Below are 23,336 nucleotides of genomic sequence, written 5' to 3' on the forward strand. Positions count from 1 at the left end.
CCCCCCCTCCTTCGCGGCGAAACGAGGGAGGGGAGAAAAAGGTCAGTTGGTGGGGATCCAGCTTGCGGTCGCTGCGTCGCTCTGGCCAAAAGCGGGCAGCTTGGCGTCGAGATCCTCGATCGTCTTGATGCCGTTCTTGCGCAACTCCTCCTGTGTCAGCAGGACCGGCTTGACGACGATGTTGTGCCCGGGATCCTCCCCCGCGATCAGCTTTGCCGCCGCGCGAACCGAAACCGCCCCTACGACAGCCGGATTGGTGGCCGCTGTGGCGACCCATGGGCTTCCTTCCGCCGTAATTTCGGTGATATCGGCCGTCGATACATCGGCCGAATAGATCTTCACCTTGTTCGAGATGCCGAGCTCGTCGGTGGCGAGTTTCACGCCGCGCGCGAACTCGTCATAAGGGGCAAAGACGACACTAATGTCGGGATTGGCCTGGAACGCCGCCTTGGTCTGGTCGGCTGTCGATACTGCTGTCGTGGCGTTGACCGTTCCCCAGCGTGCTTTCTCGACAACGCCGCGATTGGCCTTCTTGGTCTCCTCCCAGATTTCGTTGCGGCGGTCGAGCGGCGCGAAGCCGGCAACGTAGACATAACCTGCCTGGAACGAGGTGCCGTTGTCCTTGAGCGCCTGGCCAAGGGACGCCTTGGCAAGCTCGTGATCGGACTGCTCGACCTGCGGGATCTTCGGATTGCCGAGATCGACGTCGAAAGCGACGACCTTGATACCAGCGTCGAGTGCCTTCTGCGCGACATCCTTCAGAGCCTCCGGCTGGCCATGGTCGATGATGATCGCCTGTACGCCGAGATTGATCGCCTGTTCGATCTGGTCACGTTGTGCTGCCGCATCCTGCCGGCCGGAAAAGACGGTGAGATCGATGTCGAGCGCTTTCGCCTGTTTCGTCGCGCCAGCCTGATAGGCCTGGAAGAAATCGCCGGCGGAGATGAAGGTGACGAGTGCCACTTTCACGCCGCCCTTGTCAAAAGGCGCGGGAGCGCCCGCGATACCGGCCGCATGAGCCACCCCAGCCGGAACGGCGCAGGCGAGCAGGCTCGCGGTGATCAGTCCAAGAATGGAAGTTTTCATCAAGGGGTCCCCAGGAAAAGTACGCCAACAAGGCACGTCTCCGGACCGCGGGACCGCCGCCGTCGCGCCTTAAGCAGCGAATTCGCAAGAGTACAGCGGCAACGGAACCGTCCGGAACGCAGATTTTTCTCTTTCGAAGCGCGTCATTGGCAAATGTTGCCGTTGCCGGTCGCAAGGCCTGCGGTCGGGCGATGCCGCGCTATCGATGATCGGGATTGTTACGAGCACGGTGGGCGAGCAGAAATACCGCCCGCCGTTAACCGCGAATCACCGGGCGCGAATCAAAAAAGAAGCCGTTCAAGGTTTCCCTTGAACGGCTGGTCGAGCCCCCTGCTCCCCTAAAACTCTTGACTGAAGTGCTGCCGATCGTCGCGAAACGACCGCTTCTGGAGTGGTTTTTGTGTGCCACGGGGCGCGCTTCGATGCAACGTAAACCACTTGTTAACCTTAACGGCCCCGACCCGTGAACAAGTGTTAACGACGCTGGCACGCTTCCTGCTCCGCAACGCATGTAGGTCATCGGAGGGCGCCCTTCTGTTCACCGATGGGACATCAGACGACAGAATGCGCGGAGCAGCATAGCATGAACCAGAATGGATCGATCACGCTGTTCCACTATTGGAATCGCCTGCGTGACGGACGCCCTGCCCCGAAGCGTTCGGAGGTCGAACCGGCCGACATCAAGTCGCTGCTGGCCGACACCTTTATCCTGGAAAGGGACACGCGCGGGCAAGCCGTATTCCGGCTGGCCGGCACAAGGCTTTGCGCCAGCTACGGCCGCGAGCTCAAAGGGTTTTCCTTTCCGTCGCTATGGCGCGAGAAAGATCAGCGGCTCGTCACGCGATTGGTCCATGGCGTCTTCGAACAGAAATCCGTGGTTCTCATCAGCTATGAAGGCTTCAGCCGCAACGGCCGTTCCAACAAGTTCGAACTGCTCGCCTTGCCGCTCGACGGCGGCGTCGAAAATCCGCGCTGCCTGGGCGTCATCAGCGCCGTGGAAAAACCCTTCTGGCTGGGCGCCGATCCGATCACCGACGCGTTGATCGATTCGATCCGCGTCATCGATCCGGAAAAGGAGCTTCTGAACAACCGTCCGGCGATCGATGTTCCCTCGCTCGTCCCGGATGAATACGGGGCACCCGAGACGATCTCGGCGCTCGGCCGGGCGCGTCGCATCCGCCATCTCGTCGTGTTCGACGGCGGGCGCGAGGAATAGTCCGCAACCTCGTGGCTTGATGCATGTCGCGCAAAAACGCGCAGCGGTTTTGGGACAACGGCATGCTTAAAAAAGCAACGCGCCGAAGCGCCCGCTTTTCCCTTTGTTAACCCGCTTTGTTGTACTTCTCTGATGAAGTTCCTCGCACCGGCGCGTGGGATGCCAAACGAGGTGTAGGCAGTCATGAGGTCAGCGGCGGTCGACTATGCGCCGTCCCAAGCTGAAAGGCGTAACTTTCAGCGCGTCCGCGTCAAGATTTACGGGCGCTTCATGCTGGAAGACCGCACCGAGCACCCCTGCCAGGTCGTCGACATGTCACCGGGCAATGTCGCGTTCCGCACCGACCGCATTGGCATGCCCGGCGAAAAGATCATCGCCTACATCGATCATATCGGCCGCATCGAAGGTGTCGTCACGCGCACCCTGCAGGATGGTTTCGCGATGACCGTCATCGCCTCGGATCGCAAGAAGGACAAGCTTGCAGCGCAATTGACCTGGCTTGCCAACAAGCATGAACTCGACCTGCCGGAAGATCGTCGCCACGAACGCGTCGCACCGCGCAATCCGACCAGCGTGCTGCAGCTCGGCGACGGCCGCCAGTACCAGTGCCGCATCATCGACCTGTCGCTTTCCGGCGCCGCGATCGAGATCGACGTCAAGCCGGCGATCGGCATCCAGGTCATGCTCGGCACCATGCGCGGGCAGGTCGTGCGCCATTTCGAGGACGGAGTGGCCATCGAATTCGCCGTGATCCAACGCCCCGAAACGCTCGATTCCGAATTCAACACTCCACGCGCCTGAGCAGGCCCGACAGCAGCACTTCAGGAACCGGCCCGTGCGGCCGGTTTTTTGTTTTTGCGTCCACAACCAGCGCTTGGCCGCCTCGGCAAGGCTTCCGCGACGATAGCCGAGAGTCGGAGCTTGAAAACTCCAAATAATTTAATACTCAAATAATTCAAATTTTATGTGAATTCTACTGGCGTTTTACTCAATATCTACTTCGCGCTTTTGCCTCAAATAAATCCACATGTGGCAATGTCTCCTTCGAACGGGGAGACTACAACAATGAAGAAAACGAGGGGCAAGCTGTTGCTGGCGGCAATGGCGATGCAGCTTTCCGCTTGGGGATCAGCATATGCCGCGGGACCGGCCTATATGCACACCGGCGGACGCACCACGCAACCTGTCGGTCATTATGAATTCTGCCAGCGCATATCAGGCGAATGCAGCGAAAAGACCCCGAAGGGCGCGCCGGTCGAACTGACCCGCAAACTGTGGGCGAAGATCGTCAACATCAACAATTCGGTCAACACCCGCATCAAGCCGCGCACCGACATGGAAAACTACGGTGTCGAGGAATACTGGGCCTATCCCGACAATGGCTATGGCGATTGCGAGGACTACGCGCTGGAAAAGCGCCGCGAGTTGATGGATGCGGGCGTGCCGGCCGGCAATCTGTTGATGACGGTGGCGCGCCAGCCGAATGGCGACGGCCACGCGGTGCTGACCGTACGCACCAGCCTCGGCGAATTCATCCTCGACAATCTGGAAACCAAGGTCCTGTCCTGGACGGACACCGACTATACCTATCTCAAGCGCCAGTCAGACCAGAATTCCGGCGTTTGGGTGACGATCAACGACGGCCGCTCCGACGCGGTCGCCAGCGTTCGCTGATTTAACAGAGGTCAAGCGCGCCGCGTGAATGCGCGCTTCAGGAGAAACCCGGTCGAGTCCCCACCCTCCCCGTCCCCAACGACCGGGTCAAAGGAGCCGGCCCCGTCCCCGGGCCGGCTCCGCCATTTCTGGCGGAGGCTTGATCTGCAAAGATCCAAGTCTCATTGAACCGTCGGGTGCATCCGAATATCCCGGCCCACCTTTCCACGTGCGACAGATCCGGGCACTATAGGCCGTCAGTTTCGCCTTCTGGATCACCGCGATGTTGGAAATCCCGGAAGATCGATGCGAGCGTCATCGCCTGTTCAAGGCGATCGACGATGCCTTCAAGGCCGGCGATTTCGAAGGCCTCGGCGTAGCCCTGGGCGGGTCTTCCCGCTGGTTCGACGAACGCATGCCGTTTGAGCTCGGCCTCGGGCATCCGCTGGAATATGCGATCTATTGGAGCCCCGTCGGCTTCATCTCGACCCTGCTGGGCGCCGGCTCGGATCCAAACTATCAGGATCATGGCGGGTTTCCGTCGATCATTGCGGCGCTGTCCACCGACCGCGCCGACAGGCTGGATATCCTGCGGGTGCTGATCGAAGCTGGCGCCGATCCCAACATGCGGGGCGTCAACGACTGGACGCCGCTTCACTATTCGGTGGCAATTCGCAGTGTCGATGCGATCCGCCTGCTTTTGGCGGCGGGCGCCGACCCGGCGCTCGAAACCCGCATCGATGACTACAGGACAGCGATCAACGAAGCCGAGATTGCCGGTTTTGAAGCCGGTGCTTCATTGCTGCGCGATGCGATGGCCGGGCGCAGCTCTGACAGACAGTGAGTCGGGGCGCGACGAAACCACCGCCGGCACGTGGCTAAGCTGGACTCAAACCTTCTTCAACCCCGCTTTGAAGCGCTTGCCGTTGGCGACATAGTGCGCCGCCGAACCGCGCAACCTTGCAACGGCCGCCTCGTCCAGCACTCTGATCGCCTTGGCCGGCGAGCCCACGATCAGCGAATTGTCCGGGAATTCCTTGCCTTCAGTGACCAGCGCGCCGGCGCCGACCAGCGAATTCCTGCCGATTTTCGCGCCGTTCAGCACGATGGCGCCCATGCCGATCAGGCTGTTGTCGCCGATCGTGCAGCCATGCAGCAAGGCGCGGTGGCCGATCGTGCAGCCCTCGCCGATGGTTAGCGGGAAGCCGGGATCGGTGTGCATGACCGTATGCTCCTGCACGTTGGTGTCGGCACCGATGACGATGGGCTCGTTGTCGCCGCGAATGACGGTGCCGAACCAGAAGCCGGCGTTACGGCCGACCCTGATGTCGCCGATCAGCGTCGCATCGGGCGCGATCCAGTTGCTATCCGCATCCGCGAAGCTGGGCTCCGTTCCATCGATCGCATAAAGCGGCATTTTCGGTCTCCGAATCGTCTCAGGCTGGCAGGTCGGACCCTAGGAGACGGATCGTCCAAGAGGCAATGGCAAGCACGACGACACCCAGCGCCAAGGCCCAGGCGATTGCCGTGCAGCCGCAGGACATCAGCGCTATCATCGAAATGCGGCGCTCGCGCCGGGCGTCGATGGCATCGTTGACCAGCATGAAGGGTCCGGCACAAGCGGTGGCGAGGAGCGAGCGCAAGATATGTGACGGCGACACATAGGGTTCGGTGAAGGCGACCTTGCGGCCCGACACCAGTTCCATGGCCGATCCAGCCAGCCCGCAGGCCGTCAGCCCGACAGCAAAAGCGAAGAGTGTGAGTTCAAGCGGCTCCATCTTAACTTTCCATTTACCATGAAATTGCACAGTCATTCCCTAGAGGCTGCAAGAACCGTGCCGTGCGATGTGTGCCGCTTGGGGACAGCAAAGGCGCACAGGCGGCCCGAGATCCGAGGACTGAGATGAAGCAAGCAGCGATCGCCGACGGCTCTGATCTGACCGTGGTCGATTCCCGGCTGATGAAGCGGGTATTCTACGGGTTTGCCGCTCTGGCCCTGCTGTCGGTAGCGATCAGCCTTGGCGGCAAATGGTTCGGCCATTCGATTGCCATGGCCGGATACACCGACGACGCCACGATCCATCGGGTGGTGATCGGCAACAATGTCATCACCGTCCCGGCCAATGCCATTCGTTTCGCCCAGGCTAGGCGCGACGGCATCGCCTCGCGGCTCGACCTCTACCTGCGCTATCCCCAGATGGACGGCTACAACGAGGCCGCGCGGGACGATTTCAACCACACAGGGACAGCCAAGAGCATCATCTTCCTGTCTTTCGAACAGCAGATGATGTCGCGTGACATGAGTGGCCGCTTCGCGCCGATCTACAGCGCGTTGATCACCCAACCCGGCATCGCGGGACCTGGCGGCACGACAGTGTACGGTTTCAATGAGAAATCAGGCTATTTGAACGAGGTGCTGGTTGTCGGCAAGCGACCCGGCAAGGACCCGTTCGTGGCCCGTTGCCTGAGCGGACCGAGTGCCGAGCAGTCGCTGGCGCCCTGCGAGCGCGATATCCAGATCGGCGACGAACTCAGCCTCACCTATCGCTTCCCAAGGGAGTTTCTGGGTGATTGGCGGGCGCTCGACGCGGCAATCGCCACCGAAGCCGGGCGTGTTCTGAAGACGGGACACTAAGAAGCCCGGGAAGATGCGGCCGGCCCCATGCTAGGCGGAGCCGGCCGCAAGATTGCTGGCTCAGGCCAGATCGATGTCGAGTATCGCCATCGAAAAATTGTAGTCACCGTCATCCTCGTCCTTGAAGACGATGCCGAGGAATTCGTCGCCGACATAGACCTCGGCCGAATCTTCCTTGCGCGGCCGTGCCTTGACCTCGAGCTTGGGGTTCTGGAAGACGCGCTTGAAATAGGCGTCCAGCTTTCTGATTTCGTCCGGCTTCAACAGTCTTCTCCGATCATCGGGCTTGCTCGTTCGAACGCGCTTCTGGCACGTCGACAATGGCCATGTAAAGGCAAGCGGCTTGATAAGACGAGACAACCACCCGCTCATGCCCCGCGGCCGGAAACCGGCAGCAGGCGGCGGGCTTGCGAAAATCAGATGTCGAAGCTGACGACCTGATCCATCGTCTGCGACGGCAAAAGCTGGTCCATCTGGCGCGACGGCTGATCGCAGCCGGTCTCTCCGACGACACGGGCCGGCACGCCGGCAACCGTCTTGTTGTGCGGCACTGGCGACAGCACCACGGAGCCCGCCGCGATCTTCGAGCAATGGCCGACTTCGATGTTGCCGAGGATCTTGGCGCCGGCGCCAATCAGCACGCCGTAGCGGATCTTGGGATGGCGGTCGCCGCCGGCCTTGCCGGTACCGCCCAGCGTCACGCCATGCAGGATCGACACATCGTCCTCGATGACCGCCGTCTCGCCGACGACAAGGCCGGTGGCGTGGTCGATGAAGATGCCCTTGCCGATACGGGCGGCCGGGTTGATGTCGGTCTGGAACACCGAGGACGAGCGGCTCTGCAGATAGAGGGCGAAATCCTTGCGCCCCTGATTCCACAGCCAATGCGCCAGCCGATGGGTCTGGATGGCGTGGAAACCCTTGAAATAGAGCACCGGCATGATGAAGCGGTCGCAGGCCGGATCGCGATCGTAATAGGCTTGGATGTCGACGCGCACCGTCGTCGGCCACTCCTTGTCGTCGGCCAGCATGGACTTGAACGTCTGGCGGATGAGATCGGAGCCGATGTCCTGGTGGGCGAGCCGCTCGGCCAAGCGATGGATAACCGCTTCCTCCAGGCTGTCCTGGTTGAGGATGGTCGAATAGAGGAATGCGGCAAGCAGCGGGTCGCGGTTGACCGCCTCCATCGCCTCGTCGCGGATCGAACGCCAAATCGGATCGACCGGCTTCAATGCGCTGTGTCGGGAAATGCTGATGCTGTTCATCGCCGTCTCGTCCTGCGTCCTGCCTGGCTTGCCCGTTGTGCTTGCCTGTTGTCCGGCCGCACATATAAGCCAGATCATAGCACGATTGAACTCAATTTTCCTTAGTGCATTGTCAAATGGATTTGGTTCGCGGGAATTCAAGCAGCCATGGAAAACGAACCCTTGATCGACGACACGCTGAAAAGCGAGCTTTCAGCCCTCTACCGGGCACAAGGCCGCCACTACCACAACCTTGCCCATATCGAGGCGATGCTGGCGCTGGCAGGTGACTATCGAAGATTGCTCGCCGATCCCGAGGCGATCGAAGCGGCGATCTGGTTCCACGATGCAGTCTATGACAGCAAGGCCAAGGACAATGAGGCGCAAAGTGCCGACCTTGCCGAGAAAAAGCTGGCTGGCCGCGCGGATCCGTCACGCCTCGACCGCATCTCGGCGATGATCGTCGCCACCGCCACGCATCAACTGCCGCCGTTCGGCGATGCGGCGGCCACACGGGACGCAAGTCTTTTCCTCGACATGGACCTATCGATCCTGGGTGCCGCGCCGACAGCCTTCGACGCCTACGAGCGTGCCGTGCGGCGCGAGTACGCTTGGGTGGAGGGGCCGATGTGGCGGGCCGGACGCAGTGCTGTCCTGAAGAGTTTCCTCGCCCGCCCGAACATCTTCCACACCGAAGAGTTCCGCCAGCGCTTCGAACCGCAAGCTCGGGAGAACATGGCGCGATCGCTGCAGGCCCTGCAAACACCTTCGTGACCTTCGCCGACGGCGCGCATGTAGCCCTATCCTGCCGCGGGCGTTGCATCGAACAATGCACCGAGGAATGCCTGAACAAGCGAGCGCTGTGCGTCGGTCTTGCGATAGGCGACGCGGTGTATGGAACTGAACGCATAGGCCCTTGGCTTGATTGCCCGCATGTCTCCGGCCGCGACCCAGGGATCGGCAAAATGGCACGGCAGAAAGCCGATGAAATTGCCCGAAAGGATCAGCATCAACTGCGCCTCCATGTGCACCACCGATGCACTCGCCCTGGGATGACCGACAAGGTAGAGATCGTCGAAATGCCGATAGCTGCGCACCGAGAACCGCGCGGCGTCGACGGCGCTTTGGTCGATCCTTGAATCGGGCACCGCAAAAAGCGGGTGCCGGCGGCCGCAATAGAGAAGATGCGGCTCGCCGCAGTAGTCCCGATAGACGACGCCGGGCGCCTTTTGCGACAGCGGTCCGATGACGATGTCGCGGCCGCCGTCGGCGACTTGTTGCTCGAGTTCGGACGGCGTGCCCACCGAAAGGTCGATGAAGACATCGGAATCCGGCTCCATGAAGCGGCTGAGCGCGTGCTGGATACCCAGTTCACCACTGGTGAAAACCCCATCCGACGTCCCGACCCGCAGGCGGCCCGACAGGCTGCCGCTGGCCGCATTGATGCGATGTCCGAAATCGTCGAGGTCGCGGAACAGCTTCTGCGCCGCATCATAGGTCGCCTGCCCGACCTCGGTCAGCCGGAATTGCTTGCGCCCACGATGGCAGAGCTGGGCTCCGATGCGTTTCTCCAGTTCCGCCAGATGCGTGCTGAGCGTCGGCTGCGACAGGTTGAGTGTGATTTGCGCGGCGGCGAAGCCGCCTGAATCGGCCAGCGCCACGAAAACGCGCAGCAAGCGGATATCGATGTTGTCCAGCCGGCGCATGCCGCTCCCCCTGATGCAAAGAACGATACATCGATATTATTCGATGTATCGTTCTAAATAAACTCATTTACATCAATGTCAGAAATCGCGAGCCTGCGCGGAACAAAATTGGGGAACAATCATGAAACCGTTATTCGGCACCGCGTTGTCCGCAGCCCTTCTGCTCGCCAGTTCGCAGCTCGCCCTCAGCGCCGACCAGATCCGCATCCTTGCGCCAACATGGCTGGGATTTGCGCCTGTCCATATCGCCAGCGACCTTGGCTGCTTCACGGCCAAGGGCCTCGACGTCAGCATCAAGTTCGAGGACGACCTGACCAACGTCATGGCGGCGATGGCGCGCGGCGACATCGAGATGCAGATGCGCTCCGTCGGCGAATATCAGGGCCGCCCGCGCGATGCCTCGACGCCCGGCATCATCATCGGCACGATCGACGAATCCGTCGGCGGCGACGGCGTCATCACCGATGACAAGATCAAGTCGGTTGCCGATCTCAAGGGCAAGGTCGTCGCGGCCGAGCCCAACATCCCCTCACGCCTGCTGCTGCAGATGGAGCTGAAGCAGGCCGGCCTGACGCTGAAGGATCTTCAGATCAAGGACATCGCGACAGCCGATACAGGTGCGGTTTTCGTCGATGAATCGATCGCCGCGATCGCGACCTACGAACCGTTCATGTCGCAGGCGCTGAAGGCCTCGACCCGCACCGGTGCCCGCATGCTGATCTCGTCCAAGGATCATCGCGGCATCATCATCGACGCGATCATCGCCCGCAACGACGACTTCAAGGCGAACCCCGACAAGTACACAAAATTTCTCGGCTGCATCTATGAGGCGGTCGACTTCATCAAGGCCCAGCCGGACAAATTCGCCGACATGGCCTCCAAGCATTTCGGCCTGACGCCTGCCGAAGTGACCGACATCGTCAACTCCAGCCTGTCCTACACGACGCTTGCCGAATCCCTGGCCTACATGGGCAAGCCGGGAGAAAAAGGCACGCTGCACGAGATATTCGACACGGTGATGGATCTCAACCTGGATAACGGCGCCGCCGACAACAGACTGGTGGCTGCCGACCAGATCGACAATTCGGCAATCAACAAGGTCCCGGCAAAATAGCGGCCGCACGGCCGGGCCGGCAGCCTCTCGCGGCTGTCGGCAGCGATGTCATTCCGGCTTGCCGCCGGTGACGGCCGTTCTTTCGATCATCCGGGGATAGTGATTTGTTCAGCAGCCTGTTCGTCTTCCGCGGCCGTGCATCGCCGATGGTGGAGTTTGCCGTCAGCGTCGCGGCGGCCATGCTCGTCATTGTCCTGTGGGAGCTGGCGGCGCGCGCGGGCATCATTGCGCCGCAGTTCCTGCCATCGCCGAGCCGCGTCGTCATTGCGCTGTGGACGATGCTGACCGAGCAAAACCTGCTCTGGCACGTCGCGGTTTCGACCACCCGTGTCTGGATAGCCTTCCTGCTCGCCGCCGTCATGGCAATCCCGATCGGCATCATGATGAGCAGCTACCGGATCGTCGGCGCCGCACTGGAGCCGATGATCGATTTCATCCGCTATCTGCCGGTCCCCGCACTTGTGCCGCTGTCCATCATCTGGTTCGGCGTCGGCGAGGAGACCAAGATCTTCCTGCTCTGGCTGGGCACGTTCTTCCAGCTCGTTCTGCTTGTCGCCGACGACATGCGGCGCGTGCCGCAGGAGTTCGTCGAGGTCGCCCGCACCGTCGGCGCCAATTCGAGGCAGGTCATGATCGACGTCGCCCTGCGCTGGATGGGACCGACGCTGCTCGACAATCTGCGCATCACGCTCGGCTGGTGCTGGACCTATCTGATCATCGCCGAGATCGTCGCTGCCGATTCCGGCATCGGCTATGTGATCTGGACGGCCCGGCGCTTCGTCAAGACGCCCGAAGTCATGGCCGGTGTCGTCGTCATCGGCTTGATCGGCCTGGTCACCGACCAGCTCCTGCGCCTGCTTCACCGCCGGCTGTTCCGGTATCTGTGAGGACCTGACATGACCGGATATGTTCAATTCGTCGACACGGCCAAGTCCTTCGGCCCCGTCGATGTCGTGCGAAAGACCAGACTTGGCCTCGACCGCAATTCACTGGTCGTCTTCCTCGGCCCGTCGGGCTGCGGCAAGACCACTTTGATGCGCATGGTCGGCGGCCTCGACGAACCAAGTTCCGGCTCGATCCTGCTCGGTGGGGAAAAGGTCGTCAGGCCTGACCGTCGGCGCGGCATGGTGTTCCAGTCCTATTCGTCGTTTCCCTGGCTGACCGTCAAAAATAACATCGCCTTCGGCATGCGCTACCGGAAGGACCTCGGCGCAACCGAAAGGGCCGAGCGTATCAGCCACTATCTCAAGCTGTTCGGGCTCGCCGACTTTGCCGACTCCTATCCAAACCGGATCTCGGGAGGCATGCGACAGCGCGTGGCCATAGCCCGTACGCTCGCCGCGGGTTCGGACGTGCTGTTGATGGACGAGCCCTTCGGCGCCCTCGACGCACTGACGCGCGAGCGGCTTCAGGTCGAGCTGCGGCAGATCCAGATCCGCGAGGAAAAGACCATCATCTTCGTCACCCACGACGTCGAAGAGGCGGTGTTTCTCGCCGACCGGATCATCCTGTTCTCGCGTCGTCCGGCCTCGATCGTCGCCGATATCGACGTGGCGACGGAGCTTGGCCCGGACCGGCCGCTGGAGATCCGGGAGACCCAGAAATTCTTCGAGCTGCGCAACAAGGTCCTGCATCTGATCCGCAACGAAACCGGAGTGGTCGTATGAGCCTCTCCTTTTCCGGAAAGACGGTCGTGATCACCGGAGCGAGCCGTGGCATCGGGCTCGGCATCGCCAAGGGCTTCGCCCAGGCCGGCGCCAGCCTGCACCTCATTGCCAATGACGCGGCCGTGCACGAACAGGCCGAAGAATTGAGCGCCACCGGCATGGAGGCCGACATCGCGGACCGCGAGGCCGTCAGGGCGGCACTCGAACCGATCTCCCGGATCGACGTGCTCATCAACAATGCCGGCCTCGAGCTGATGACGCCGATCACCGACAGCAGCGACGCGGCCGAAGCCGCCTTCCGGCGCATCATCGAGATCAACATCATCGGCACGGCGCTGGTCACCGCGCGCGCCTTGCCGCGCATGCGGGCGGGCGCTTCGATCATCAACACCGCATCGATCTGGGGCCGCGTCGCCGAAGCGCGGTTCGGCGCCTATGTCGCCTCCAAGCACGCCATCATCGGCCTGACGAAAACCTGGGCCAAGGAACTTGGATCGAAGGGCATCCGCGTCAATGCGGTGTGCCCTGGATGGGTCCGCACGGAAGCATCGATGCGCTCGCTTGGCCGGATGGCCGAACAAGGCGCGGTCAGCGAAGCAGCACTGCTCGAAGACATCGTCGGCGCGCAGGCCCTGCCCGGCCTGATGGAGCCGGCCGATATGGCCGGCACCTATCTGTTCCTGGCGTCGGATCTCGCGGCCAACATCACCGGGCAGTCGCTCGGTGTCGACAGGGGAGAAGTGCCTTGGTAACTCCACTGCAAGGAAAACGCGCGCTGGTCACCGGTGCGGCCAGCGGCATCGGCCGCGCGACCGCACTCGCCTTGCAGGAGGCTGGAGCCATAGTTCTCGGGCTCGATCTCCAAGCATCCGAAGGCGATATCCCGATCCTTGCCTGCGACCTTGCCAGCGAGGCCGACATCATTGCCGCGGTCAAGCAGGGTGCGGAACGGATCGGCGGCTATGACATCCTGGTCAACAATGCCGGCATCCTCCAGGAAGCACCGCTTGGCGCGATTTCGCTCGACCATGTCGACCGCATGTTCGCCGTCAATGTGCGCGGCGCCATCATCGTGGCACGGGAGGTCCTGCCGCACCTTCCCGATGGCGGCCGCATCGTCAACATCGCCTCCGAGCTTGCCTATCTCGGCCGAGCGAGCGCCTCGGTCTATTGCGCGACCAAGGCGGCATTGCTCGGCCTGACCCGATCCTGGGCGCGTGAGCTTGCCCCCCGCATCCTGGTCAACGCCGTGGCGCCGGGGCCGACCGACACGCCGCTTCTCGGTTTCGAGGCGCTGAGCGAGAGTCAGCGCGCGCTGGAAACGACGCACCCGCTGGGGCGGATCGGCCGCCCGGATGAAATCGCCTCGGCGGTGGTCTTCCTTGCCGGCCCCGGCGCCACCTTCTTCACCGGACAATGCCTGGGCGCCAATGGTGGCGCGGCGATGCTTTGAAATGAGATGATCATGAAAGACCGAGTTTTCCTCGCTGAACTGCCATGGCCCGAAGCCGAGAAGAGGATCGCCGCCGGCGCCCCAATCTTCCTGCCGCTCGGCGCGACCGAGCAGCACGGTCACCACATGGCGATGAACGTCGATGTGGTGCTTCCCACCGCCATCGCCGAGACGGTGGCGAAGCAGGTCGGCGGCCTCGTCGCGCCAACCATCGCCTATGGCAACCGCTCGCAGCCAAGAACAGGCGGCGGCCCGGCTTTCCCCGGCACGATCAACATCACGGCGCATACGTTTTCGCTGCTGGTCAAGGATGTGATCCGCGATCTCCATCGCCAGAAGGTCCGGCGCATCGTTGTGCTCAACGGCCACTACGAGAACATCGGCCCGTCGATCGAGGGTATCGAACTGGCGCTCGACGCCATCGGCCGCGAGCGTGCGGCGGATCTGACGATCCTGCGCATCGACCATTGGGAAATGGTGCGCACAGAGACGCTGGCAAAAGTCTTCCCCGACGGTTATCCCGGCATCGAGCTGGAACATGCGAGCGTCATCGAGACCTCGATGATGCTGGCGCTGCGTCCGGAGCTCGTCGACCTCGGCAAGGCGCTGCATGACGGCCCCGCGCAGTTCAGGCCATATGATCGCTATCCCAAACCGGCCGAGGAAGTGCCGCCATCCGGCGTGCTGTCGCTGACCGAGGGCTCATCGGCGGAAAAGGGCCGCTGGCTGCTCGACGACTGCGAAACGCGGATAGCGGAAATCGTCAAACGTGAATTCTTCTGAGGTGCCGACACCATGAGCAGCAATTTCTTCCAGCCGATCGACGCCTCCGCCGTGCCTCGTTTCGCCGGACTTTCAACCTTCATGAGACTGCCGGCAGTGCCGAGTGCGGAGGGGCTCGACATCGCGCTCGTCGGCATACCGTGGGACGGCGGCACGACCAACCGTGCCGGTGCGCGGCATGGGCCGCGCGAAATCCGCAACCAGTCGAGCCTGATGCGGCGCGCCCATCACGTCTCGGGGACCGAGCCGTTCAGCATCGCCAATGTCGCCGATGTCGGCGATCTCTCGGTCAATCCGATCAACCTCCTGGACGGGCTGAAGCGCATCGAGGACGGCATCGCGGCAATCGTCGCGGCGGGCGCCATTCCGCTTGCCGCGGGCGGCGATCATCTGACGACGTTGCCGGTGCTGCGCGCTGTAGCCCGCAAGACGCCAGTCGGCATGATCCATTTCGACGCGCATTCCGACACCAACGACCGCTATTTCGGTGACAATCCCTATACGCATGGCACGCCATTCCGCCGCGCCATCGAAGAGGGACTGCTCGATCCCAAGCGCGTCGTCCAGATCGGCATCCGCGGCTCGATATACGAACCCGGCGAACATGACTGGGCGGTCGCCCAAGGTATCCGTATCATTTACATGGAGGAATTCGTCAGGCGGGGCGCGGCCAGCGTCATGGAAGAGGCGCGCAGTATCGTCGGAAACACGCCCATCTATGTGACCTTCGACATCGACTGCATCGACCCATCGATGGCCCCCGGGACCGGTACGCCCGAGCTAGGCGGCTTCACCACCCGCGAGGCGCAGGAAATGGTCCGCCTGCTCGACGGGTTGGACATTATCGGCGCCGACGTCGTGGAGGTGGCGCCGCCTTTCGATCTAGGTGGAATGACGGCTCTTGCCGGCGCGACGATGATGTTCGAGCTGCTGTGCGTGATGGCAAAGTCGGTTCAAGCAGCGAGAGCGCCGGACTGAAGTTTCGAGGCCTCGCTTGGGATCGCCACCAGAATGGTTATCGCAACGGCGCCTGCCGCGAACGCCGACAATGCCGGTATAACCGAACGTTTTGCCGGTGGCACTCCTGCTCGCTCCCCCCGCCGTCCGCTCAGAGCGGATTTTCGGCATAGAACTCCAGCACGCGCTGCTTGAATGTCTTGTCCCCGACGGCAAGCATGTGATCGCGGCCCTCGATGTGGAAGGCCCTGGCGTTCGGCATCAACGCGGCAAGTTCATCGGGCGAGCCGCCTATGTCGTCGGTGGTTCCAACGGCGACCATCGTCGGCTGGGCGATGCGGGCAACATCCTGCTCACTCAGCAGTTCGCGCGATTTGGCGATGCAAGCGGCCAGCGCCCGGCGATCGCTGCGGGTCTGGTCGGCGAAGGCACGAAACGACCGGCCGCGTGGATGGCTGGTCGCGGCTGGATCGTCGGCAAGCAGGGCGGCTGCGATCGGATCCCAATCGCCGACACCGTCGATCATGCCGATGCCAAGGCCGCCAAAGACCAGCGTCGCCACCTTGTCCGGATCCGACAGTGCCATGAACGCCGCGATGCGCGCGCCCATCGAATAACCCATGACATGGGCGCGCCCGATACCGAGATGGCCGAGCAAGGCAGCGGCATCGGAGGCCATCTTGGCCGGCGTATAGTCGGCCTCCTCATAGCTCTTGGACGACGAGCCGTGGCCGCGATTGTCGAAGGCGATGGCGCGGTAGCCGGCATCGTTCAAGGTCTTGAACCAACCCGGCGACACCCAATTGACATAATGGGTCGAGGCGAAGCCGTGGATCATCAGCACCGGATCGCCCTTGCCCGATGCCGGCTGGCGATCGAGGAAGGCAAGCTCGAAGCCGTCATGGATGAAAGACTGCATCTGCGATCCCGCCTGCGCGCTCAACCGCCACCGCCATTCGGCGCATCGCCATTGTCGGCTGGCGGCATGCCGGGGCCGGATGCCGTGCCCACGGCCGGATGGCGCAAAAGGTCGCCATACTCGATGCCGTTCCTGGCGGCAGTGCCGGCCTTGAGTTCGAGCACGAAGCGCACGGGTACACCGGGCGAAATGACGGCGTCGGATTGCGGCTCGCCGTGCTTGACGGCCCGGATCTTGCCGTCTTGGCCGACAAAGACCAGATCAAGCGGCATCGGTGTGTCGTGCATCCAGAAGTTAACCTGCTGCTGGATCTCGAAGACGAACAGCATGCCATGGTCGTCCGCCATGTCCTGGCGGTACATCAAGCCGGCCTCGCGCTCGGCGGCCGTGTCGGCGACTTCAATGGAAAAAGTGCGATCGCCGCCTTTCGTCGCCACGACCAGGGGCGCCGGATCGACCGGAAGGATCATCGCCCGGCTGTCCGCCGAGGTCGGCTTTTCGGAATAGAAATAACCACCGGCAGCGGCGACGACGGCAATTGCGGCGCACATCACGCCCGCAGTCAGCCAGTTCCTGTAAGCCATTTAAAATCCTCGACCGGAATCGTCCTAATGCGAGACCGGCAAGGTCCCCATATCGGGGTGAATTTCGGCGGCCATAAGGCCTTTGTCGCCGCGTCCGAAGCGAACCAGCACGACCTGCCCGGGCCGAAGCTCGGTGATGCCGTAACGGCGCAAGGTCTCCATGTGGACGAAGATGTCCTCGGTGCCTTCGCCGCGGGTGAGAAATCCGAACCCCTTGGTGCGGTTGAACCATTTCACCAAGGCGCGTTCGAGGCCGCTTTCCGGCGTCACCGCGACATGGGTGCGCTGCTCCTGCATCTCGGCTGGATGGACCGCGGTGGTGAGATCCATGGAGAGCACCCGAAAGGCCTGCAATCCGCGGTCGCCATGCTTGACGAGACAGACCACGCGCGCACCTTCCAAGGCGGTTTGAAAGCCGTCCCTTCGAAGACAGGTCACATGGAGGAGGATGTCGCCCGAGATGCCGTCATCCGGGAGGATGAAACCATAGCCCTTGGCCACATCGAACCACTTGATGGCGCCGGCTACTTCGAGCAGATCAGCGGCATCGCCGCCTTCGTCGCGCTGCAAGGCGTCGCCAAGGGTTCCGTCCCGCCCCGTCAAAGAGGCCTTTTCCCCCATAAGAATGCCCCCTTTTTTCAAGAACACCGCAACTGATTCTTGATACCAGATTAACACTGCGGCTTCCGGTGTGTGCAAGACCTGCCGTGCCTTTTTTCACGGTTCATTGCAGCAATACCGGATTTGTTCTTTGCCGGCATTGCGCACTGCCGCATGATTGCCCTTTGACAGGGCCGACCCTATGTTGCACCGCAACGCAATTATCGAGGAAATCACATGCGCTATCTGCACACCATGGTTCGCATCGCCGACATCGATGCCTCGCTTGATTTCTACTGCAACAAGCTCGGCCTCAAGGAGGTGCGCCGCTACGAAAACGAGCAAGGCCGCTTCACGCTGATCTTCCTCGCTGCCTCCGAAGATGAGCAAAGCGGCATCGCCGACAAGGCGCCGCTGGTCGAACTGACCTACAATTGGGATCCGGAAGACTACAAGGGCGGGCGTAATTTCGGCCACCTCGCCTATGAGGTCGACGACATCTACGCCACCTGCCAGCATCTGATGGACAATGGCGTCATCATCAACCGGCCGCCGCGCGACGGCAACATGGCCTTCATCCGGTCGCCGGATGGCATTTCGATCGAGCTTTTGCAAAAAGGCCCGGCCAAGGCCAAGGCAGAACCATGGGCTTCGATGGCGAACACCGGAAGCTGGTAGGCCAATCACGCTGTCTTGAGCGGATAAGGCTCGGCTGACAGGCTGTTACCGTTTGGTTTTTCCGGGACGGTGCCTATCTGTCCGCTAAACAGGCGCTTGCCCAGGAGAGTTCATGCCGACCAGCCATGCCGACGTCACCACCGAACACGCCAGCCGCTACCTGCAGCAGCTGTGCAAGCACTGGGCGCACAAATTCCCGGTCGAGTTCGATCCCAGCCATGGCACCATCGATCTCTCAATGGGCCGCACAGTTCTGGACGCAGACGCGAGCGCGCTGCATATCACGGTGTCAACCGACGAAGCAGGGTCGATCGAACGCCTGGAAAGTGTCGTCGCCGATCACATCAAGCGCTTTGCCTTCCGCGAAGAACTGACCTTCGACTGGAAACTCGCACCACAAGCATAGACGACGACCTATTTGCTACCAGCCTGAGCGGCCATCTCCAGCAGCGCCTGCACCGAGCGCCAGTTGCGCGCGGTGCCGGGCACCTTCAGCGTGCGCGGGATCAGCCCGGCAAACACCGATTTGCCCAGTCCATCCGGCGCGTGCAAGTAGAGCACATCGCCCTTGATCTCGAAGCTTTCGGGTCCGGTGCACTTTTCGGCCAGCCGAGCGACCTCGTCGGCGGTCGGCTCGCGCTCCAGCACATAGGCGTGCAGCCTCGTGTGGTCCGCGGCGACTTCCGGATAGGGATTTTCGCTCACCAGCCGCTCGAACCATGAGAGATCGCGCACCATGATGCGCGAATAAAAACCCCATTTCTTCTCGAAGGCTGCTTCGACCTGTTTCGTCAGCGTCGCGGCGTCGCCCTTCTTCGCCCGGAACACTGCATTGCCGCTCTGCACATAGGTGGCGACATCGGAAAAGCCGAGATCCTCGAAGAACGACCGCAACTCCGCCATCTTGACGATGCGGTTGCCGCCGACATTGATGCCGGAAAACAGCGCGACGAAGATTTTTCCGGCACCGCTCATATGATGAACCCGGCCAATGTTTCGTTGTCGGTAATGTCCTGGTACTGCACGCCCTCGGCCTCGAAATTCGCCTTGAGCAGGTCGAAATTGCGGCGGTCCTTGGTTTCGATGCCGATCAGCACCGAACCGAAATTGCGCGCCGATTTCTTCAGATATTCGAAACGGGCGATGTCGTCGTCGGGACCGAGCAGTTCGAGGAAATCGCGCAGCGCGCCGGGCCGCTGCGGGAAGCGGATGATGAAGTATTTCTTCAGCCCCTCGAAGCGTAGCGCCCGCTCCTTGACGTCCGGCAGCCGCTCGAAATCGAAATTGCCGCCCGAAACCACGGCGACAATGGTCTTGCCCCTGATCTCCTTCTTCGAAAAATCCTTCAGCGCATCGATCGCCAGCGCGCCGGCTGGCTCGAGCACGACGCCTTCGACGTTGAGCATCTCGATCATGGTGGCGCAGAGCCGGTTTTCCGGGATCAGCCGCACCGTGTCGGCCGGAAAATCCTTGAGATGCCGCAACGGCTCGCGGCCGATCTCGGCCACTGCGGCGCCATCGACGAAATTGTCGACCTTGGCGAGCTTGAGCCGTTTTCCCGCCGCGAGGCTTTCGCGCAGGCTCGGCGCGCCGGCCGGCTCGCAGAAGACGAAGCGCGCCTGCCTGTCCTGGTCGGCGAAATAATGGGTGACACCGGCGGCAAGCCCGCCACCGCCAACCGGCAGCATGATGATGTCGGGCATGCGGGCGCCCGGCATTTGGTCCGCGATCTCATAGGCGACGGTGGCCTGGCCCTCGATGATGTCCTTGTGGTCGAAGGGCGGCACCATATGGGCGCCGGAACTTTCGGTGAATTCGAAGGCAGCGCGGTAGCAGTCGTCGAAAAAATCGCCGACCAGCCTGATCTCGACGAAATCGCCGCCGAACAGCCTGGTCTTGTCGATCTTCTGCTGTGGCGTCGTCATCGGCATGAACACCACGCCCTTTTTGCCGAAATGACGGCAGACGAACGCAAAGCCCTGTGCATGGTTGCCGGCGGACGCGCAGACGAACAGTTCGGCCTCGTTGCCTGCAGCGAGCGTTTTGCGGAAGAAGTTGAAGGCGCCGCGGATCTTGTAGGAGCGCACCGGCGACAAGTCCTCACGCTTGAGCAGTACCCGCGCACCGGTCTTTTTCGACAGATAGTCGTTTTCCTGCAGCGGCGTTTCCGGGAAGATCTGGCGGATCGCGGCAGCAGCGGCAGCGACGCGGGAAGAAAAACTGTTCATTGGAAAACCACCTTGCGCCGCACGTTGTCCCGCCGATTTCTATATTTATCGGGCCGCGCTGGCTGTTTGTTGCGCGTCCTGCCTTCGCGTAGCCAGCCCGCCTATCGCATATCCGGGCTCGCCACACCATTGTCCGGCCGTTCATGCTTCTCACAGACGGATATTCTTATATTTCTTTCAGGTGTTTGTAAGCGCTTGTTGATGTGCATGGAGCAGGTCGAGCATGGCCCCGAGTGCTGCCCTTTTCCAACATTCCGGCGTTTCTCCCGCCATTTTGGCTTTCGCGCAACACTGCGATGGCTTTAACCGGGCGCTGAGCACATTTCGACTGGACACGACTTAGTTCTGCCGCACTCTGGCTGTCCGGGAGGTGTCGCGGGGGTAGACAGGCCTTTCGGCCGGAGTTGGAATTTCAGGCGTGCCTTTGAAGAAGATCTTGACCGTTGTCCTAACCTTGTTGGTCGCCGGCTGCGCAGGTTCGCAAACACAGGAACTGCTGGGCAGCGCCATGGTGTCCGCTCCGGTGACGGAGATCGCCGGCAACCACAGCATCTTCATCGCGACGACGCGCAAGAAATCCGACGATCCCAACAAGGTCTTCGACGGCGAGCGCTCGGCGACGCTGAACTACGCCCGTGTCAGCGTCACTGTTCCGGGCATCCACGAGACCGGCCAGATCGAGCGGCGCTCGCGCGGCAAGTCGGACGACCCGGCCAAATATTTCATGGCTTCCGAGGTCGTTGGCTACGACACCCAGCCGAAATTCTCCAGCGCGCTCAATGCCGACATCGCGGCGCGTGGCGGCCGCGTCATGGTCTTCGTGCATGGCTACAACACCGGCTTCGACGCCGCCGTCTATCGTCTGACCCAGATCGTCCATGATTCCGGCTATCCAGGCACGCCGGTGCTGTTTTCCTGGGCATCGGGCGCCAGGACCAGGGATTACGTCTACGACAAGGAAAGCGCCAGTGCTGCCCGCGACCAGCTGGAAGTGACGCTCAGGATGCTGGAGCAGTCGGGCGCGCGGCGCATCGACATCGTCGCGCATTCGATGGGGACCTGGGTCACCATGGAAACGCTGCGCCAGATGGCCATCAGCAGCGATCGCGATCTCGGCGGCAAGCTCGGCGACGTGGTGCTGGCCTCGCCCGACATCGATGTCGACGTGTTCAAGAGCCAGATGCGGCGCTACGGCAAGCCCGACAAGCCGTTCATCCTGCTGTTGTCGGACGACGATCGGGCGCTGAGGCTCTCCGGCCTGATCGCCGGTTCGCGGCCGCGCGTTGGCGACTACAAGGATGCCGCCGATCTTGCCTCATACGGCGTGACGGTCGTCGACCTCTCCAAGGTCAAGGGATCGGACAGCTTCAACCATACGAAATTCGCCGACAATCCGACGCTGGTGAAGATGATCGGCCAGCGGCTGCGCGAGGACGACGGTTTTGCCAGCGACCGTGACGTGACCGACCGCATCAGCCTGCTCGGGCAGTAGATGCGGTCCCGCGGTTTTCGCCGTGCCTGCTCACCGTTGCCGACGCATGGACTCACTTTGGACTGGACCGAGCCGGCCTCGGGCTTTATCGGAATAGCCAGCGACGTCATGCGTTTGACGTCCCCCTTTGCGGGAGCCGGCGTGTGACCGTGCGTTCGAAGAGTTACCTCGTCGTTGCATTGGCGCTCGCTGTCACCGGCTGCGCCGGCGGGAACACGCACGACCTGCTCAACAGGACGACGGTCTCGGTGCCCGCTTCCGACATTGCGGCCACGCATGAAATCTTCGTCGCCACCACCCGCCAGAGGGCAACAAAAGACCCGCGTCAGGTGTACGATGGCGATCGCTCGCTGACCACCAGCTTTGCCCGTGTCGACGTCACCGTTCCGAAAAGCCACCAAGTTGGCGCCATCGAGCGGGCCAAGGGATCGGCAAACAGCAATCCGGCCAAGGATTTCACCGCCAAGGACGTCACCTTCTATGAAGGCGCGCCGCAATTCGCCAAGGCGGTCGGCGCCGACATCGCCATGCGCGGCGACCGTGCGCTGGTTTTCGTGCACGGCTTCAACAACGGTTTTGACGACGGCATCTACCGACTGACGCAGATTGCCCACGACACGAAATATTCCGGCACGCCGGTGCTGTTCTCATGGGCGTCGAGCGGCAAGACCACCGGTTACATCTATGACAAGGAAAGTGCCAACGCGGCGCGTGACGACCTCGAGGCTACGCTCAGGATGTTGGCCAAAACGAAGGTCAAGAGCATCGACATCATCGCCCATTCGATGGGAACCTGGGTGACCATGGAGGCGCTGCGCCAGCTTGCCATCACCGACGATCGCGATCTCGGCGGCAAGCTCGGCTATGTCATCCTGGCCTCGCCCGACATCGATGTCGACGTGTTCAAGAAACAGATGATCCGCTACGGCAAACCCGACAAGCCGTTCGCCATTCTGCTCTCCGCGGATGACCGGGCTCTCAAGCTCTCCTCGCTGATCTCGGGCGACAAGCCGCGCGTCGGCGATTACGGCAACGCGGCCGACCTCGCCAGCTATGGCGTATCGGTGGTCGATCTTTCCCAGGCCAAGGGCGGCGACCGCCTCAACCACGCCAAATTCGCCGACAATCCGATGCTGGTGCAACTGCTCGGCGACCGGCTGCGGGCGCCGGCCGGCCTCGCCTCGGACGAACCCGACCCGACACAGCTCAACAATCTCGGCCAGGGCCTCGGCAAGGCCGTCGGCTCGGTCGCCGAGATCGTCATCACCACGCCGTTCAAGGTGCTGACCATCGCCACCGGCGGGTGAGTCAGCGCCGGGCA

Annotated in this window: 28 protein-coding genes; 17 read left to right on the plus strand and 11 right to left on the minus strand. The window is 62.1% G+C overall.

Annotated elements, in window-relative coordinates:
• Positions 1-42: 42 nt before the first annotated feature.
• Positions 43-1,086 carry a substrate-binding domain-containing protein gene (locus ACSQ3L_RS21165; protein WP_436161680.1) on the minus strand — a complete coding sequence of 348 codons (1,044 nt, stop codon included), beginning with the start codon at positions 1,084-1,086 and terminating at the stop codon, positions 43-45.
• A gap of 583 nt (positions 1,087-1,669) precedes the next feature.
• On the opposite strand from ACSQ3L_RS21165, the gene ACSQ3L_RS21170 reads away from it, so the two are divergent.
• From ACSQ3L_RS21170 to ACSQ3L_RS21185, 4 genes are all read left to right on the plus strand, one after another.
• Entirely contained in the window at positions 1,670-2,302 is a 633-nt protein-coding gene (locus ACSQ3L_RS21170) for a PAS domain-containing protein (RefSeq protein WP_436161681.1), read from the plus strand.
• Positions 2,303-2,485: 183 nt separating this feature from the next.
• Positions 2,486-3,103, plus strand: a complete 618-nt coding sequence (locus tag ACSQ3L_RS21175) for a PilZ domain-containing protein (RefSeq protein WP_436161682.1) — start codon at positions 2,486-2,488, stop codon at positions 3,101-3,103.
• Between the two features lie 264 nt (positions 3,104-3,367).
• Positions 3,368-3,976, plus strand: coding sequence for a transglutaminase-like cysteine peptidase (locus ACSQ3L_RS21180; RefSeq protein ID WP_436161683.1), 609 nt, complete (start codon positions 3,368-3,370; stop codon positions 3,974-3,976).
• 262 nt (positions 3,977-4,238) lie between these two features.
• Positions 4,239-4,799 carry an ankyrin repeat domain-containing protein gene (locus ACSQ3L_RS21185; RefSeq protein ID WP_436161684.1) on the plus strand — a complete coding sequence of 187 codons (561 nt, stop codon included), beginning with the start codon at positions 4,239-4,241 and terminating at the stop codon, positions 4,797-4,799.
• 45 nt (positions 4,800-4,844) lie between these two features.
• Here the strand turns inward: ACSQ3L_RS21185 and ACSQ3L_RS21190 are convergent, their stop codons facing one another.
• Together ACSQ3L_RS21190 and ACSQ3L_RS21195 are read right to left on the minus strand one after the other, a co-directional pair.
• The gene (locus ACSQ3L_RS21190; RefSeq protein ID WP_436161685.1) at positions 4,845-5,372 is read right to left on the minus strand and encodes a gamma carbonic anhydrase family protein; all 528 of its coding nucleotides are present in this window, start codon (positions 5,370-5,372) and stop codon (positions 4,845-4,847) included.
• 19 nt (positions 5,373-5,391) lie between these two features.
• On the minus strand, positions 5,392-5,733 hold the full coding sequence (locus ACSQ3L_RS21195; protein WP_436161686.1) for a DUF6949 family protein: 342 nt from the start codon (positions 5,731-5,733) through the stop codon (positions 5,392-5,394).
• 125 nt (positions 5,734-5,858) lie between these two features.
• Here ACSQ3L_RS21195 and ACSQ3L_RS21200 point away from each other — a divergent pair, with 125 nt between their 5' ends.
• Positions 5,859-6,590, plus strand: coding sequence for a hypothetical protein (locus ACSQ3L_RS21200; protein WP_436161687.1), 732 nt, complete (start codon positions 5,859-5,861; stop codon positions 6,588-6,590).
• A 60-nt stretch (positions 6,591-6,650) separates the two neighbouring features.
• On the opposite strand, the gene ACSQ3L_RS21205 is transcribed toward ACSQ3L_RS21200, so the two are convergent.
• Positions 6,651-6,854, minus strand: a complete 204-nt coding sequence (locus ACSQ3L_RS21205; RefSeq protein ID WP_006200852.1) for a DUF3126 family protein — start codon at positions 6,852-6,854, stop codon at positions 6,651-6,653.
• A gap of 152 nt (positions 6,855-7,006) precedes the next feature.
• Positions 7,007-7,855: a serine O-acetyltransferase gene (gene cysE, locus ACSQ3L_RS21210; RefSeq protein WP_436161688.1), complete on the minus strand. Its 849-nt coding sequence runs from the start codon at positions 7,853-7,855 to the stop codon at positions 7,007-7,009.
• Positions 7,856-8,002: 147 nt separating this feature from the next.
• Between cysE and ACSQ3L_RS21215 the strand changes: the two genes are divergently transcribed.
• Positions 8,003-8,608 (plus strand): HD domain-containing protein, encoded by a 606-nt coding sequence (locus tag ACSQ3L_RS21215; protein ID WP_436161689.1) that lies wholly within the window; start codon positions 8,003-8,005, stop codon positions 8,606-8,608.
• Positions 8,609-8,634: 26 nt separating this feature from the next.
• On the opposite strand, the gene ACSQ3L_RS21220 is transcribed toward ACSQ3L_RS21215, so the two are convergent.
• Positions 8,635-9,540, minus strand: coding sequence for a LysR family transcriptional regulator (locus ACSQ3L_RS21220; RefSeq protein ID WP_436161690.1), 906 nt, complete (start codon positions 9,538-9,540; stop codon positions 8,635-8,637).
• 121 nt (positions 9,541-9,661) lie between these two features.
• On the opposite strand from ACSQ3L_RS21220, the gene ACSQ3L_RS21225 reads away from it, so the two are divergent.
• From ACSQ3L_RS21225 to speB, 7 genes are all read left to right on the plus strand, one after another.
• Complete coding sequence (locus tag ACSQ3L_RS21225) at positions 9,662-10,654, plus strand: ABC transporter substrate-binding protein (protein ID WP_436161691.1); 993 nt, start codon at positions 9,662-9,664, stop codon at positions 10,652-10,654.
• Between the two features lie 104 nt (positions 10,655-10,758).
• Positions 10,759-11,541, plus strand: a complete 783-nt coding sequence (locus ACSQ3L_RS21230) for an ABC transporter permease (protein WP_436161692.1) — start codon at positions 10,759-10,761, stop codon at positions 11,539-11,541.
• A 9-nt stretch (positions 11,542-11,550) separates the two neighbouring features.
• Positions 11,551-12,321, plus strand: a complete 771-nt coding sequence (locus ACSQ3L_RS21235; RefSeq protein ID WP_436161693.1) for an ABC transporter ATP-binding protein — start codon at positions 11,551-11,553, stop codon at positions 12,319-12,321.
• Positions 12,318-13,073: an SDR family NAD(P)-dependent oxidoreductase gene (locus ACSQ3L_RS21240; protein ID WP_436161694.1), complete on the plus strand. Its 756-nt coding sequence runs from the start codon at positions 12,318-12,320 to the stop codon at positions 13,071-13,073. The genes ACSQ3L_RS21235 and ACSQ3L_RS21240 overlap by 4 nt, the downstream gene beginning before the upstream one ends.
• Entirely contained in the window at positions 13,067-13,774 is a 708-nt protein-coding gene (locus ACSQ3L_RS21245; protein WP_436161695.1) for an SDR family NAD(P)-dependent oxidoreductase, read from the plus strand. Before ACSQ3L_RS21240 ends, ACSQ3L_RS21245 begins: the two co-directional genes overlap by 7 nt.
• A 12-nt stretch (positions 13,775-13,786) precedes the next feature.
• Positions 13,787-14,557, plus strand: a complete 771-nt coding sequence (locus tag ACSQ3L_RS21250; RefSeq protein WP_436161696.1) for a creatininase — start codon at positions 13,787-13,789, stop codon at positions 14,555-14,557.
• A gap of 12 nt (positions 14,558-14,569) precedes the next feature.
• Complete coding sequence (gene speB, locus ACSQ3L_RS21255; RefSeq protein ID WP_436161697.1) at positions 14,570-15,535, plus strand: agmatinase; 966 nt, start codon at positions 14,570-14,572, stop codon at positions 15,533-15,535.
• Between the two features lie 130 nt (positions 15,536-15,665).
• On the opposite strand, the gene ACSQ3L_RS21260 is transcribed toward speB, so the two are convergent.
• The 3 genes from ACSQ3L_RS21260 to ACSQ3L_RS21270 are packed head-to-tail and all read right to left on the minus strand — an operon-like array spanning position 15,666 to position 17,638.
• Positions 15,666-16,433 carry an alpha/beta fold hydrolase gene (locus ACSQ3L_RS21260; RefSeq protein ID WP_436161698.1) on the minus strand — a complete coding sequence of 256 codons (768 nt, stop codon included), beginning with the start codon at positions 16,431-16,433 and terminating at the stop codon, positions 15,666-15,668.
• A 20-nt stretch (positions 16,434-16,453) separates the two neighbouring features.
• Positions 16,454-17,017 carry a DUF192 domain-containing protein gene (locus ACSQ3L_RS21265; RefSeq protein WP_436161699.1) on the minus strand — a complete coding sequence of 188 codons (564 nt, stop codon included), beginning with the start codon at positions 17,015-17,017 and terminating at the stop codon, positions 16,454-16,456.
• 24 nt (positions 17,018-17,041) lie between these two features.
• Positions 17,042-17,638, minus strand: a complete 597-nt coding sequence (locus ACSQ3L_RS21270; RefSeq protein ID WP_292642923.1) for a cold-shock protein — start codon at positions 17,636-17,638, stop codon at positions 17,042-17,044.
• Between the two features lie 216 nt (positions 17,639-17,854).
• Here ACSQ3L_RS21270 and ACSQ3L_RS21275 point away from each other — a divergent pair, with 216 nt between their 5' ends.
• Positions 17,855-18,295: a VOC family protein gene (locus tag ACSQ3L_RS21275; RefSeq protein ID WP_436161700.1), complete on the plus strand. Its 441-nt coding sequence runs from the start codon at positions 17,855-17,857 to the stop codon at positions 18,293-18,295.
• 112 nt (positions 18,296-18,407) lie between these two features.
• Complete coding sequence (locus ACSQ3L_RS21280; protein WP_436161701.1) at positions 18,408-18,701, plus strand: DUF2218 domain-containing protein; 294 nt, start codon at positions 18,408-18,410, stop codon at positions 18,699-18,701.
• A gap of 8 nt (positions 18,702-18,709) precedes the next feature.
• Here the strand turns inward: ACSQ3L_RS21280 and ACSQ3L_RS21285 are convergent, their stop codons facing one another.
• Both ACSQ3L_RS21285 and ilvA read right to left on the minus strand, forming a co-directional pair.
• The gene (locus ACSQ3L_RS21285) at positions 18,710-19,270 is read right to left on the minus strand and encodes a DUF1697 domain-containing protein (protein ID WP_436161702.1); all 561 of its coding nucleotides are present in this window, start codon (positions 19,268-19,270) and stop codon (positions 18,710-18,712) included.
• Positions 19,267-20,523 (minus strand): threonine ammonia-lyase IlvA, encoded by a 1,257-nt coding sequence (gene ilvA, locus ACSQ3L_RS21290; protein WP_436161703.1) that lies wholly within the window; start codon positions 20,521-20,523, stop codon positions 19,267-19,269. Before ilvA ends, ACSQ3L_RS21285 begins: the two co-directional genes overlap by 4 nt.
• Before the next feature lie 418 nt (positions 20,524-20,941).
• Here ilvA and ACSQ3L_RS21295 point away from each other — a divergent pair, with 418 nt between their 5' ends.
• Both ACSQ3L_RS21295 and ACSQ3L_RS21300 read left to right on the plus strand, forming a co-directional pair.
• Positions 20,942-22,015, plus strand: a complete 1,074-nt coding sequence (locus ACSQ3L_RS21295; protein WP_436161704.1) for an alpha/beta hydrolase — start codon at positions 20,942-20,944, stop codon at positions 22,013-22,015.
• A 143-nt stretch (positions 22,016-22,158) separates the two neighbouring features.
• Entirely contained in the window at positions 22,159-23,322 is a 1,164-nt protein-coding gene (locus tag ACSQ3L_RS21300) for an alpha/beta hydrolase (protein WP_436161705.1), read from the plus strand.
• Positions 23,323-23,336: the final 14 nt, after the last annotated feature.

Origin of the sequence: Mesorhizobium sp. LjRoot246 (genome assembly GCF_964254115.1) — a bacterium.
Classification (GTDB): Bacteria; Pseudomonadota; Alphaproteobacteria; order Rhizobiales; family Rhizobiaceae; genus Mesorhizobium.